This is a genomic window from Vibrio sp. R11-SG3-ISO9 (assembly GCF_059834255.1).
Genome location: NZ_JCBDGU010000009.1, coordinates 170,583 through 183,998, shown reverse-complemented (window position 1 = coordinate 183,998; position 13,416 = coordinate 170,583). Strand labels below are relative to the sequence as shown.

The 13,416-nt window shown below is 45.0% G+C and carries 16 protein-coding genes; 9 read left to right on the top strand and 7 right to left on the bottom strand.

Annotation, left to right across the window (positions count from 1 at the left end):
• Window positions 1-167 precede the first annotated feature (167 nt).
• The 3 genes from AC6R05_RS03420 (at window position 168) to crr (ending at window position 2,904) form a co-directional block, all read left to right on the top strand.
• The gene (locus tag AC6R05_RS03420) at window positions 168-425 is read left to right on the top strand and encodes an HPr family phosphocarrier protein (RefSeq protein ID WP_032552209.1); all 258 of its coding nucleotides are present in this window, start codon (window positions 168-170) and stop codon (window positions 423-425) included.
• A gap of 138 nt (window positions 426-563) precedes the next feature.
• Complete coding sequence (gene ptsI / locus AC6R05_RS03415) at window positions 564-2,288, top strand: phosphoenolpyruvate-protein phosphotransferase PtsI (RefSeq protein WP_500646589.1); 1,725 nt, start codon at window positions 564-566, stop codon at window positions 2,286-2,288.
• A 106-nt stretch (window positions 2,289-2,394) separates the two neighbouring features.
• A complete protein-coding gene (gene crr / locus AC6R05_RS03410; RefSeq protein WP_032551815.1) occupies window positions 2,395-2,904 on the top strand; it encodes a PTS glucose transporter subunit IIA in 510 nt (169 codons plus the stop codon).
• A 69-nt stretch (window positions 2,905-2,973) separates the two neighbouring features.
• Here crr and AC6R05_RS03405 read toward each other — a convergent pair whose 3' ends face one another.
• From AC6R05_RS03405 to AC6R05_RS03385, 5 genes are all read right to left on the bottom strand, one after another.
• Window positions 2,974-4,101 (bottom strand): flagellin, encoded by a 1,128-nt coding sequence (locus AC6R05_RS03405; protein ID WP_500646588.1) that lies wholly within the window; start codon window positions 4,099-4,101, stop codon window positions 2,974-2,976.
• Window positions 4,102-4,288: 187 nt separating this feature from the next.
• Window positions 4,289-5,422 carry a flagellin gene (locus AC6R05_RS03400; protein WP_500646587.1) on the bottom strand — a complete coding sequence of 378 codons (1,134 nt, stop codon included), beginning with the start codon at window positions 5,420-5,422 and terminating at the stop codon, window positions 4,289-4,291.
• A 235-nt stretch (window positions 5,423-5,657) separates the two neighbouring features.
• Window positions 5,658-6,791: a flagellin gene (locus AC6R05_RS03395; RefSeq protein ID WP_285466089.1), complete on the bottom strand. Its 1,134-nt coding sequence runs from the start codon at window positions 6,789-6,791 to the stop codon at window positions 5,658-5,660.
• Window positions 6,792-6,926: 135 nt separating this feature from the next.
• On the bottom strand, window positions 6,927-7,850 hold the full coding sequence (locus AC6R05_RS03390; RefSeq protein WP_500646586.1) for a Dyp-type peroxidase: 924 nt from the start codon (window positions 7,848-7,850) through the stop codon (window positions 6,927-6,929).
• Between the two features lie 65 nt (window positions 7,851-7,915).
• Window positions 7,916-8,377: a DUF2919 domain-containing protein gene (locus AC6R05_RS03385; protein ID WP_500646585.1), complete on the bottom strand. Its 462-nt coding sequence runs from the start codon at window positions 8,375-8,377 to the stop codon at window positions 7,916-7,918.
• A 108-nt stretch (window positions 8,378-8,485) separates the two neighbouring features.
• Here AC6R05_RS03385 and AC6R05_RS03380 point away from each other — a divergent pair, with 108 nt between their 5' ends.
• A complete protein-coding gene (locus tag AC6R05_RS03380) occupies window positions 8,486-8,827 on the top strand; it encodes a DUF2956 domain-containing protein (RefSeq protein WP_150869094.1) in 342 nt (113 codons plus the stop codon).
• Between the two features lie 9 nt (window positions 8,828-8,836).
• Entirely contained in the window at window positions 8,837-9,169 is a 333-nt protein-coding gene (locus AC6R05_RS03375) for a DUF4156 domain-containing protein (protein WP_500646584.1), read from the top strand.
• Window positions 9,170-9,240: 71 nt separating this feature from the next.
• On the opposite strand, the gene AC6R05_RS03370 is transcribed toward AC6R05_RS03375, so the two are convergent.
• Complete coding sequence (locus AC6R05_RS03370; protein ID WP_032551746.1) at window positions 9,241-9,528, bottom strand: winged helix-turn-helix domain-containing protein; 288 nt, start codon at window positions 9,526-9,528, stop codon at window positions 9,241-9,243.
• Between the two features lie 205 nt (window positions 9,529-9,733).
• On the opposite strand from AC6R05_RS03370, the gene AC6R05_RS03365 reads away from it, so the two are divergent.
• The 4 genes from AC6R05_RS03365 to AC6R05_RS03350 all read left to right on the top strand — a co-directional run bounded on the left by AC6R05_RS03365 (window position 9,734) and on the right by AC6R05_RS03350 (window position 12,238).
• Window positions 9,734-10,081, top strand: a complete 348-nt coding sequence (locus AC6R05_RS03365; protein ID WP_372068130.1) for an ArsC family reductase — start codon at window positions 9,734-9,736, stop codon at window positions 10,079-10,081.
• A 100-nt stretch (window positions 10,082-10,181) separates the two neighbouring features.
• Entirely contained in the window at window positions 10,182-11,321 is a 1,140-nt protein-coding gene (gene dapE / locus AC6R05_RS03360; protein ID WP_032551744.1) for a succinyl-diaminopimelate desuccinylase, read from the top strand.
• A gap of 42 nt (window positions 11,322-11,363) precedes the next feature.
• Window positions 11,364-12,038, top strand: a complete 675-nt coding sequence (locus tag AC6R05_RS03355) for a M15 family metallopeptidase (protein ID WP_500646583.1) — start codon at window positions 11,364-11,366, stop codon at window positions 12,036-12,038.
• Between the two features lie 8 nt (window positions 12,039-12,046).
• Window positions 12,047-12,238 (top strand): DUF2897 family protein, encoded by a 192-nt coding sequence (locus AC6R05_RS03350; RefSeq protein WP_150869099.1) that lies wholly within the window; start codon window positions 12,047-12,049, stop codon window positions 12,236-12,238.
• A 108-nt stretch (window positions 12,239-12,346) separates the two neighbouring features.
• Here AC6R05_RS03350 and bamC read toward each other — a convergent pair whose 3' ends face one another.
• The gene (gene bamC, locus AC6R05_RS03345; RefSeq protein WP_500646582.1) at window positions 12,347-13,384 is read right to left on the bottom strand and encodes an outer membrane protein assembly factor BamC; all 1,038 of its coding nucleotides are present in this window, start codon (window positions 13,382-13,384) and stop codon (window positions 12,347-12,349) included.
• Window positions 13,385-13,416 lie beyond the last annotated feature (32 nt).

Genomic DNA, 13,416 nt, shown 5'->3' with positions numbered 1-13,416 from the left:
CTGAAAGTCGTGAGTTCTCACAAAAGAGCACCATGGCTGGATAAAATTTTAACCAAACTGTTCAAACACGAACATGGCGTACTACACTCTGGCGCATGCATGTCAAAGAAGTTAAGCTAAACTTGGTTATAAACTTTACAAATAATAAATTAATTGGGGTATATAAAATGTACGAGAAGCAAGTAGAAATCACAGCAGAAAACGGTCTTCACACTCGTCCAGCTGCACAGTTCGTTAAAGAAGCAAAATCTTTCGACGCAGACATCACTGTGACTTCTAACGGTAAAAGCGCAAGCGCTAAGAGCCTATTCAAACTACAAACTCTAGGCCTAGTTAAAGGTACTGTAGTTTCTATTTCTGCTGAAGGCCCACAAGCTCAGCAAGCTGTAGACCACCTAGTTGCTCTAATGGACCAACTACACTAATTCGGTCTCCTTCTTTCAAAGCCATTTTGCCCTGCAAAGTGGCTTTGTTCGAAATAGAACAGAATAAGCTCGGCATAACGCCAAGCGGAAAAAGTCACACACTCTCCCGTTTACAGTTGACCAACTTAAGGTAAAGCTATGATTTCAGGTATCCTAGCATCTCCTGGTATTGCTATCGGTAAAGCACTACTACTTCAAGAAGATGAAATCGTTCTAAACACTAACACTATCACTGATGACCAAGTTGAAGCAGAAGTTCAGCGTTTCTTTGACGCACGTAACAAATCTGCAGCTCAACTAGAAGTTGTTAAGCAAAAAGCGCTTGAGACTTTCGGTGAAGAAAAAGAGGCGATCTTTGAAGGTCACATCATGCTTCTTGAAGATGAAGAGCTAGAGGAAGAAATCCTAGCACTCATCAAGAACGACAAGATGCACGCTGATAACGCAATCCACACGGTTATCGAAGAGCAAGCATCTGCGCTTGAGTCACTAGACGACGAATACCTAAAAGAACGTGCAACTGATATCCGTGATATCGGTACTCGTTTTGTTAAAAATGCACTAGGCATCAATATCGTTTCTCTAAGCGATATCAATGAAGAAGTTATCCTAGCAGCATACGACCTAACGCCATCTGAAACTGCACAAATCAACCTAGACTACGTACTAGGCTTCGCTTGTGACATCGGCGGTCGTACATCTCACACATCTATCATGGCGCGTTCACTAGAGCTTCCTGCTATCGTTGGTACTAACGATATCACTAAGCAAGTGAAGAACGGCGACATGCTTATTCTTGATGCGATGAATAACAAGATTGTTATCAACCCATCAGAAGCTGAGCTTGAAGAAGCAAAAGCAGTTAAAGCTGCATTCCTAGCTGAAAAAGAAGAGCTAGCAAAACTTAAAGATCTACACGCAGAAACTCTAGACGGTCACCGTGTAGAAGTTTGCGGTAACATTGGTACTGTTAAAGACTGTGACGGCATCATCCGTAACGGTGGTGAAGGCGTTGGTCTGTACCGTACTGAGTTCCTATTCATGGACCGTGATGCACTTCCTACTGAAGAAGAGCAGTACCAAGCGTACAAAGAAGTTGCAGAAGCAATGAACGGTGAGTCAGTGATCATCCGTACTATGGATATCGGTGGCGACAAAGATCTACCATACATGGATCTTCCAGAAGAGATGAACCCGTTCCTAGGCTGGCGTGCAGTACGTATCAGCTTAGATCGTCGCGAAATCCTACGTGACCAACTACGCGGTATCCTTCGTGCATCTGCGCACGGTAAGCTTCGCATCATGTTCCCAATGATCATCTCTGTTGAAGAGATCCGTGAACTGAAGAAAGCTATCGAAGAGTACAAAGCTGAGCTTCGCGCTGAAGGCCTAGCATTCGATGAAGATATTGAAATCGGTGTAATGGTTGAAACTCCAGCTGCGGCAGCTATCGCGCACCACCTAGCGAAGGAAGTTGCTTTCTTCTCTATCGGTACTAACGACCTAACTCAGTACACACTTGCTGTAGACCGTGGTAACGAGATGATTTCTCATCTTTACAACCCACTGTCTCCTGCTGTTCTAACAGTAATCAAGCAGGTTATCGATGCGTCTCACGCTGAAGGTAAGTGGACTGGTATGTGTGGTGAGCTTGCGGGTGATGAGCGTGCAACACTGCTTCTACTAGGTATGGGCCTAGATGAGTTCTCTATGAGCGGTATCTCTATCCCTAAAGTGAAGAAAGTTATCCGTAACTCTAACTTCGCAGAAGTTAAAGCAATGGCAGATGAAGCACTTTCTCTACCAACTGCTGAAGAAATCCAAGCAGTAGTAGAAAAGTTCATCGCTGAGAAAACTCAGTAATCACCAATGGCTTAATATGATTAGACGACTAAAAAAAGTCGTCTAATTTGCTAGATTGGTATAGTATATTCTACAGAATAAAACTAAACGTTAGGAGCATGACACAATGGGTCTGTTTGACAAACTTAAGAAGCTAGTATCTGATGACAGCGCTGACGCTGGTGCAATCGAAATCATCGCACCTCTATCTGGTGAAATCGTAAATATCGAAGACGTGCCAGATGTTGTTTTCGCTGAGAAAATCGTTGGTGACGGCATCGCGATCAAACCAGCTGGCGACAAAATGGTAGCTCCAGTTAACGGTACTATCGGTAAGATCTTCGAAACTAACCACGCATTCTCTATCGAGTCTGACGACGGTGTTGAGCTATTCGTTCACTTCGGTATCGATACTGTTGAACTTAAAGGCGAAGGCTTCACTCGCGTAGCAGAAGAAGGCCAAACTGTTAAAGCTGGTGACACTATCATCACTTTCGACCTAGCGCTTCTAGAAGAAAAAGCAAAATCAACTCTTACTCCAGTTGTTATCTCTAACATGGACGAAATCAAAGAGCTGAACAAACTTGCTGGTTCTGTAACTGTGGGTGAAACTCCAGTTCTGAAAGTGACTAAGTAATCTTTACTTAGCATTTCAAAAGTTCAAAAAGCGCAGCCTCACGGCTGCGTTTTTTGTTGTCTGGAAAAGTTAGCCTAATAAAGAAAGAGCGGTACCCGTATCTTGATTCGCTTGTGCGAGCAGTGTTGACGTCGCACGTTCAAGCATCTGAGATTTAGTCAACTCTGTAGTAACCTTAGCGTAATCGGTATCTTTGATTTGCCCCTCTGAATCAGCAATACGATGAAAGGTATTGTTGAGGCTATTCATAGTGCGGCTGACTCCGTTCTGGAAACCACCGATTTCACTACGATGCCCGTCCACATAATTCAATGAGGCATCAATAACCGCAACACCAAGCTGCGCTCCACCGACGGTTGTCATGTCCACATCATCTAACGATATCGCCTGAGTATCATCAAAATTGAAGGTATTCGCGGCGCTTACCGATACTTCAAAGCCTTGAGGAGAATCGGCATGAGCAGCGAACAACTGAAGCTGGTGTTCTTCGTTTACTGATGCTCTAACCACATCCTGCTGCCCGTTAATATAGGTGGCTACCTGATAGATATCATCGCCCTCTTTAAGCTTAAAATCGAGCGCCTGTGACTCATCATTGCTATCTTGATAGCTGATACGTAAACCTTGCTCATTAGAAGAGACTCGCCAGTTCTCATCGACGTCACTATTTGCTTCTGTAAACTGCCCTCCCATCTGCGGGATATTGGTGTACATGCTCTTAAGCGTGAGCGAGACCGCATTCGAATCAGGACCAAGATTGAAGTTACGCTTTCCAAAAGAGCCATCAAATAGCTCATCCCCTGCAAAGGTCGTTGAGGATGCAATACGATCAAGATCATTGATCAGCATCTCCGATTCGATCTGGATACTTTCGCGCTCATCCCGACTCAATGCACCATTGGACGCCTGTAATCCAAGATCACGGAGTTTTTGGAGCATATTAGTACTTTCATGCAGCGCGCCTTCGGCAGTTTGTGCAATAGAGTCAGCATTAGTCGCATTCGACAATGCAGCATCAATCCCTCGGGTTTGAGCTTTAAGTCGATTGGCTATTTGAAGGCCTGCAGCATCGTCACTACCCGCGTTGATACGCGAGCCGGATTGCAGTTTTGATTGAGCGTCAACGGCTTGGCTTTGAGCTTCACCAAGATGTCGCTGAGCAATAGAGGAAGATATATTGGTTTGTATCGATACCATTTAGTTGTATTCCATTTAGCTAGGTTTACCCCAACTCACCATTTGTGTCGTTCCTTCGACACCAATTGCATACATCTGGATGATACAACCCACACCATCAATACAATTAATCATTCGGTAAATTTCACTCATAAAAAGAAAGCTAGGTGTTTGACCACCTAGCTTTCGGTTTCAACTTTATTTCTAATTAGCCAAGTAGGCTAAGTGCTGAGTTCGGTGCTTGCTTCGCTTGAGCAAGAATCGAGCTAGACGCTTGAGAAAGAATTTGCGACTTAGTCATTTGCGTCGTTTCTTTCGCGAAGTCTGTGTCTTTAATACGGCTCTTAGATGCATTCACGTTTTCGTTGATGTTATCTAAGTTGTTGATAGCGTGGTCGAAGCGGTTCTGGAATGCACCCAGCTCTGCACGGTGGCTATCTACGTACTTCAGTGCAGCATCGATGATAGCAACAGATTCTTGAGCGCCACCTACCGATGTTACGTCGATAGTATCAACCGTTACTTCTTTACCACCTTGAATGCCAAGCTCACCCGCAAGACCACCTGAGAAGTCTACGTTGCCGTCTACTTTGTTGTTACCTGCGAACATTTGCAGCTTACCTTCTTCAGTTACAGACGCTTTTACAGAGTCTTGTTGACCGTTGATGTAAGTTGCTAGCTCTTCGATGTCGTCGCCTGCTTTTGCATTGATGTCGATTTCTTGAGCTTGACCAAAGTTATCTGTGAACGTCATTTTCAGGTCGTTAGAGCCCGCTTGAACGTTCCAGTTCTTATCTTTTGCACTCTCAGTTTGGTAGCTCTTACCACCCATTTGAGCGTTATCTGAACGCATGTCTTTCAGCTCAAGCATTACGGCTTCACCGTTGTCTGCACCGATTTGGAAAGACTTAGTACCGTGTGTGCCGTTCAGAAGCTTGTTACCACCAAAAGAGGTTGTTTCTGCGATACGGTTTAGTTCGTCGTTCAGTGCTGTTACTTCTTCTTGAATCGCTACACGCTCAGACTTAGAGTTTGAACCGTTTGCAGATTGTAGAGAAAGGTCACGCATACGTTGCAGGATGTTTGTTGTCTCGTTCATTGCACCTTCAGCAGTTTGTGCAATCGAGATACCGTCGTTCGCGTTACGTACTGCTACGTCTAGACCGCGGCTTTGTACGTTCAAACGGTTAGAGATTTGTAGGCCCGCAGCGTCATCTTTTGCGCTGTTGATTTTAGAGCCAGAAGCTAGACGCTCCATAGAAGTCTGTTGAGCGCTGTTTGCGTTGTTTAGGTAACGTTGCGCAGTCATCGCTGAAACGTTGGTATTTACATTCACTGCCATAGTGATTTCTCCAATTGATTTTCCGGTGTTGCGGTTTCCGACGTCTCGGAAAACCAAGTAGTTCTCTCAAAGTTACTTTTAATAACGGCGCTAAATCTGAAACCTTTAGAGAAAAAATGAGAAAATTCAGAAATAAATTCGGTTGAATGAAAAAACGTGATTGGTGGGGTAAATATAAGAAAAAAGGAGAAAAAACACTAAAGTTGTCAGAAGTGTTGCCGAGAGACGTGGCAATTTACCCCAGCAGAGTTAACGCCAAATTAGGCGCCTGTTTGGCTTGAGCAAGAATAGTTGTGCTCACCTGCTGCAAGATTTGCTGCTTGAGCATCTGGGTGGTCTCTTTGGCGTAATCGGTATCTTTAATGCGACTGTTTGAGGTCGCCAAATTCTCATGTACGTTTTGCAGGTTATTAATCGCGTGATCAAATCGATTTTGCATCGCCCCCAGCTCTGAGCGATGGCTATCTACGTACTTCATTGCTGTATCAAGAATAGATACCGCTCGTTGCGCTCCACCAGCGCTAGTTACATCAATATCATTGACCGATTCGTAGCGACCTGATGACATGGATAACTCATCCGCTAGAGAACCTGAAAAGGAGATTGTTCCTGACGTTTGATCGCCCGCCATGTAGATTTGTAGCTGCCCATCTTCATTAACCGATGCAGATACTTGGTCTGTTTGGCCGTTAATATAGGTCGCAAGCTGCTCAATATCATCACCCGCCTTAGCATTGATCGAGATGGATTGAGATTGCCCAAAACGATCGGTAAACGACATATTGAACTCAGTATTACCTGAACTCACCGCCCAACTCTTATCAGCCATACCATTAGCAACATAGCTAAAGCCGCCCATGTCGATGCCATCTGTTCGCATACTTTTTAGGCCTACTTGTACCGCCTCACCAGAACTACCACCTATTTGGAAAGCGGTATTCCCAAAACTGCCATTCAATAGCTTCTTGCCACCAAATGAAGTCGTTTCGGCAATTCGGTTCAGCTCGTCATTAAGAGCAGTAATCTCTTCCTGGATAGCAATTCGCTCAGATTTACTGTTCGAACCATTCGCTGACTGCAAAGAAAGGTCACGCATGCGTTGCATGATATTGGTGGTCTCATTCATCGCACCCTCTGCGGTCTGCATAATAGAGATACCGTCGTTAGCGTTTCTAACCGCAACGTCAATACCGCTCATTTGCGCTTCAAGTCGATTTGAGATTTGTAGACCGGCAGCGTCATCCTTAGCGCTATTAATACGGTTACCTGAAGCCAGTCGCTCCAAAGATTGATTCAGCATGTTGCTGGCATTAGAGAGATTTCTCTGTGCCACCAGTGCTGAAACATTGGTATTTACCGTAATAGCCATAGATGTTCGCTTATCCGTTGGGAGGTAATAAAGTCAATCGTTGCTTCTATATCGACCAACTTTGCCAACTCTTTAATCAAAAAAAGAGGCATAACGCCCCTTTTTGTGTTTATTTAATTGTCGCTACGGCTATCGCTACTTAATCGACAGTTCAGCCAACATCTGCTGTGACGGTGCGAAGTAGTAAGCGCCAGTCACTGCACGGGTAAAGCGAAGCAATTGGTCAGTCTTACCATCTGTTACGCCATACATGCTTTCAAGCATTGCATCAAAGTTATGGCGAACATTACAGTAAGCGATGAATAGCAAGCCGTGATCGCCTGTCGCGCTACCGTAAGGCAGGCTATGACGAACAATTTTCAGACCTTTGCCTTCTTCTTTGATATCAACACGGCCAACGTGCGATGCTGCAGGCACATCTTCTAGCTCAATAGAATCAGGCTTAGTACGGCCGACTACTTTCTCTTGCGCTTTAACATTTAGGCGATTCCAAGCAGGTAGGTTATGGATAAAACGCTGAACCATAACGTAACTGCCACCCGCAAATTCACCTTCAGGGATAAGTGCCACTTCAGCACGCTGAGCATCTTTCGGGTTCTCGGTGCCATCGACAAAATCCGTCATATCACGGGAATCTAGATAGCGGTAGCCGTAAGTCTCATCAACGACTTCTACATCTTCAGACACTTGCTCTAGCAACTTACGAATCACATAGAAGTGCAAATCGTGGCGGTTAGAGTGGCAGTGAAGCAGCACATCAGAGTCTGTGCTTGGTGCCGTTATGTCACCCTCACCAAGTGCCGGGAACGCGATTAAGTCAGCCGGAGCCGCTTGTTCAAATTTGTCCCAGAATGTTTTAGAGAAAGCCAATGAAAGAGTCAGGTTAGACTCTGGTTGTGTCTCGTTCAGTTCTGCAACTAAAGAAGGTAGCTGCTTTAGTTGTTCTAATACTTGTGGTGCATTGTTTACGACTTTTAGCTGCACATACAGAGCGAAAGGCCCAGCTTCAGGTAAAATAGCACCTTGCGCTTGAGGCTGCTCATTTGAAGAGTTAAGCATAGTTCGATCCTTTCATTTTTAGCTTCTAGTATAAATATGATTGTATTAATTATTTTTGATTATTGTCAGTCTTCAGCTTCAACGGTGATAAAACAATCTCGTACAGTATTGCTCTTGATGAGATAGATTAAAAACCACAATAACAGCGTCAGTGTGACACCATGTAACCAATGAAACACACCGTGATCGAGATAGACAAGATAAACGGTATGTGCAAACTGACTTAAAACAGCGAAAAGGGTGACCCATCGCCCCCAAGAGACAATCGTATTAATGTACGGACGTTCCGGCGATCTCAGGCCAAGCAGCCACATCAATAGAACGCTCGGCACACTGAGAGCAATTCCCACATAAAACATTTGATGGTCGGGGTAAACTATCTCTAGTATTTTAGCTCCTGACTCTCGACTAGCACCAGCCACAACAAACACGACCAAGGCCTTGGCCAAAAACAACCAACCCAGCCACAGTAAAATCGGAGCTTTAAGAAAGCCGTGTTTATCATATTGTTCTAAAGAATACCGCACAGCTCTCACTTCAGCTTATTAGAAAACAGACACTTTAACGCAAATCATTCATACTTCTCTAGGTTTACGTTATCTTATCTACATATTGGTATTAACGATTATCTCAGCATGAAAAAGAAGACACAGACACCTTCTGTTGAATCCCAACAAGAAGCGTTCAAAATTGCTAAAGCAACTCAAAAGCCAGGCCAAACCAAAGAGCAGACTAAACTCATTGCTCAAGGCATCGAGAAAGGCATCGCGCAGTACAAGAAACAGCAAAAAGAGCGAAACCGTCAGGCCGATAAGGCTAAAAAGAAGCAACAAAAAGAGAAGCAGCAAAACCTTGCTCAAGCCAAAGAAGTCGCCACTGAGCCCGCCGCAGAACCAGCACAAAAACAAAGTATGCTGCCGTGGGTACTATTGATTGTGAGTTGGCTTGGCTTCGCTGCCTACATTACTCAATCGTGAGATGATGAAATGAAACGACTAACATTAGGGCTACTGGCTCTCGGCCTACTAGCAGGGTGTACAACCCCGACTAAAGTGCCACATGAGAACGCTCACCTAGTAAAGATGGACTACCATGGCATTATTGACGTCAGTAGTTGCCAATACAAAGGGGAGATAACCGGGAGCGAGGGGCATTGGTATAGCTATCTATTCTTCCCGAATGATACCTTGGTTCAAGGAGCGATGAATGAGCTTAAATCTAATGCTATCGCGCTAGGTGCAAACACCGCCATTTTTACGCTACCGCAAGACTTCGCGACATCGGTGACCATGCTTGGCGCTGCTTATGACTGCCCATAGTGTTTTCACGCTTTCGATAACATTAGATTGAAAACGAGTTGATAGAAAAGAAAAAGCCAGCTTTCGCTGGCTTATGCACTAAATCCAAGACTGGACGCTATATCACTCTTACGTTCCAGAACCCATTGACTGTCGAATGGTCCCCAATCAGATAACTGATAGTAACCATCATTATGACGTCGCCCATCTTGAATAAACATGAGTTCGATACCGATCCCCGGTAACGCCTTGAGTACATCTTGAATAGTACGACGAGGCCAACCCGTTTTTTCGATGAGTTTAGGCACATTCGGCCTTTCAAGGCTTTCGACGAGTAACGCTAAATATAGCCGCCTTGCAAAAACAGGACTCAACTCCATTGACACCTCCTATATCTGTGCCAGTTAATTATTTCTTTTTTCTCATCCGACATGTTGAGGTTGATCAATAAGTCTCCATTCGTGACATTTTCTTACTGTTTTTTTTCGTTCTTTGAAATATTCCTCACTCTGTTTTGTCTGAATTCCGAGTTCCTGATAGGATTCCACACATAACAATGAAAGAAGATCACCAAAAGGAAGAATAATGACTATCACAATGTTTGGTATCCCGAACTGCGACACAATCAAAAAAGCGAAGAAGTGGCTACAAGCTGAAGAGATCGGCTTCGAATTTCACGATTACCGCAAACAAGGTGTCGATGAAGCTCTAGTCCGCGGCTTCTGTGAGGAGCTAGGTTGGGAACAAGTGCTTAACAAGCGTGGCACGACTTATCGCCAGCTCACTCAAGAACAAAAAGATGGTCTAAATGAAGAAAATGCCATCGCTCTTTTGGTTGAACAACCTGCAATGATTAAGCGACCAATTCTAAAAGTTGAAGATAAGCTGCATATTGGCTTCAAAGCTGATCAATATTCCGCTATTTTTGCTTAATCCTCATTTGCACTAGCACTGAACACAACTTTAGAAACGTGGTGACCAAACGCCACGTTTTTTAAAAAAACAAAAGACAAGTAGAACAAGGAACTCAAGGATGACAGACAGCCCAACTTTGGCTCTGGCAAAAGATCTCATTAGCCGTCAATCAGTAACACCAGAAGACGCTGGCTGCCAAGAAGTAATGATCAATCGCCTCAAAGCTCTCGGCTTTGAAATCGAGGTGATGGTATTCGAAGACACCACCAACTTTTGGGCTCGCCGTGGCACAGAAGCACCGCTGTTCGCTTTCGCAGGTCATACAGATGTCGTTCCTTCTGGTCCTGCAGAGCTTTGGGATACGCCACCATTCGAACCAACGATTGTTGATGGTTACCTTCACGGCCGTGGCGCAGCGGACATGAAAGGTTCACTGGCTTCGATGATTGTTGCCGTTGAACAGTTCATCGCAGAAAACCCTGATCACAAAGGTTCTATCGGCTTTTTGATCACTTCGGATGAAGAAGGACCATTCATTAACGGTACTGTACGCGTTGTTGAAACACTGATGGCTCGTGGCGAGAATATCGACATGTGTATCGTGGGTGAACCTTCAAGTACAGAATTCGTCGGTGATGTAGTGAAAAATGGCCGCCGTGGCTCAATCACAGGCGATCTTACAGTCAAAGGTACACAAGGCCATGTTGCCTACCCGCACCTAGCGAATAACCCTGTACACAGCTCTCTGCTTGCGATTCATGAGCTTGCAACAACCGAGTGGGATAAAGGTAATGATTACTTCCCACCAACTAGCTTCCAAATTCCAAACGTGAGCGCAGGCACAGGTGCATCAAACGTAATTCCTGGTGAATTCAATGTTCAGTTTAACCTTCGTTTTAGTACTGAACTAAGCAACGACATCATTGTAGAGCGCATCACGAGTACTCTAGACAAGTACGACTTTGAATACGACCTGAAGTGGACATTCAATGGCGACCCGTTCCTGACTGATACCGGTGCTCTTCTGGATGCCATCGTTGATGCCGTTGACCACGTAAACGACGTAAAACCAGCGCTGTTAACCACTGGTGGTACTTCTGACGGCCGCTTCATTGCACGCATGGGTGGACAGGTTGTGGAACTAGGCCCGGTGAATGCAACAATTCACAAAGTGAACGAGTGTGTGAAAGTCGCTGACCTAGAGAAGCTGACTGACATGTACCAACGTACATTGGTGAACCTACTAGCAAACTCATAGTCTTTAAAAACCAGAAAGACAACAATAAAGTTGGGCAACCTCATGACACCTAAAGAGTTAACCGGACAAGTAGAGTCTCATTTAGCAGAGACATTAATTGGAAGTAAAACCTTTCTTGTACATCATGAGGTCGCCCAAGATCTTCACAGCTTAGTCGCTGCCGCCGAGCAAGCAGGTTACAAAATGGAGATCGCCAGTGGCTTTCGAAGCTATCAGCGTCAGTCGTTGATCTGGAATCGAAAATACGCAGGAGAAACCGCTATTTTAGACAGTGGTAGTCAACCGTTAGATGCCGCTCAGTTAACGGACACTGAAAAACTGTGGGCTATCTTGCGCTGGTCTGCCCTACCCGGTGCCAGTCGTCACCACTGGGGGACTGATTTTGACGTCTTTGCTCGCAATTATCTTCCCGCTGACACCCAACTGCAGTTAGAGCCTTGGGAATACTTCGAAGGCCACCAACACAGCTTTTATCAATGGCTAGAAGCTAACGCTGATGAGTTTAGTTTTTTCTTCCCATATCGCAAGGACTTAGGAGGCGTGGCTGTGGAGCCGTGGCACATTAGTCATAAACGCACTGCGCAGCTTTGTCTATCACAGTTATCGTGTCCCCTACTTGGCAATCAACTTCAGTCTGAGCCAATATTAGGGTATGAGGTCGTTATGGAGCACCTTGAATCCATCTATGATCGTTTCATAACGAATATCAGTAACTAGGAGCTTATATGCTTGAATGGCTAACCAACCCTTGGGTCATCATTTTTATCGTGGTTAGTGTTGTCGTTGGTAACATTGCAGCACTCAAGTACACGGCAAACATGAACGTCGGCAAGGCTGATAAATTGAAAAAAGAGAGTGATCTCGACAAGCTCAACCGTTTAGACAAACTCAATCGAGAAAACCTCGACGACAAGTAACGAATAGACGATACCGAGCCGTCATTCTCAAGCTAACAGACACAAAAAAGAGGACATAGCGTCCTCTTTTTTAATTGATGTCATTGAGACAGTAACGTATCAGCTAAGTTACTTCTCTTTGGTATCTTTAGTTTGATCTGCTACATGCGCCAAGATAGGAACCAGAGACTTCAATAGCTCTTCTTCCACTGGTTTGCCTGAAGCATCAGTCACGTTGATAGACGTACGGTTACCTAAGTCACCAAATAGGAAGGTGTATGTACCCGGGCTTAGGTCGATCGGCTTAAGACCAATCTCATCCCAAAACTCGTCATCTGGTGACGCATATTTCGCTTTCACAGTACCTTGTGACTGGTTACGTTCCTCTAGCTCAAAGCCCATCTGAGGCAGAAGCTTAGGCAGACGCTGCCACAGTACATTATAAGGCGTACGTGCGATTATCACCGGGAATCCACTACGGTCTGAGCCCATAGAAATTGGGATCTTCTTAACCAGCTCTTGTGCTTTCAATGCTGCTTCGGCACGCAAGTTCTCGTCATACTTCGCCATCACCAAGTTGGTCATGAAGGCGTTGTAACGCTCTTTATTGGTCGCTGAAACAGGCTTCTCTTCAGAACCCTCACGCCAATCAATCAAGTTAATCTTAAAGCCGTGACGGTTATTCGCCTCAAAGCGAGAGATAGTGTAACGACTGCCGATCTCAACTTCTTCGTCTTCAGAGACCCAAGTAACCCAATCGGTCTCAATCTCTTTATCAGACTGCTCACGAATACCGATGTTACGCTCTGTTAGCATGTCCACGGCGGTTTGCCACACACGGTCAGCTTCTTCAACACGCAGTAACCAAAGAGTGACTTCACCGTTTTGACGCTCAGCACGCGCACCAGGGATAAGCTCCAACACCTGTTGTGGTGGGCGAATATCAACATCGCGGCCAATACCACCAGCAAACTCTCCCTTAGGGATATCGTAGTTTGGGTAGAATTGAGGGGTAGCGTCTTCAGGCAGTTGCCATTGAGTCAACGCTGGGGTTTCTAAGTATTCGAAGTCATCCTTGGCTTGACGACGTTGAGTCGGGCTGCCAGAGCATGCTGTAAGAACGAAAACAGCCAGTGAGCCGATCACTAGCTGGTGAGAATACTTCATTTATACTCCTAAATGCCGAAGACAAGCTTCGG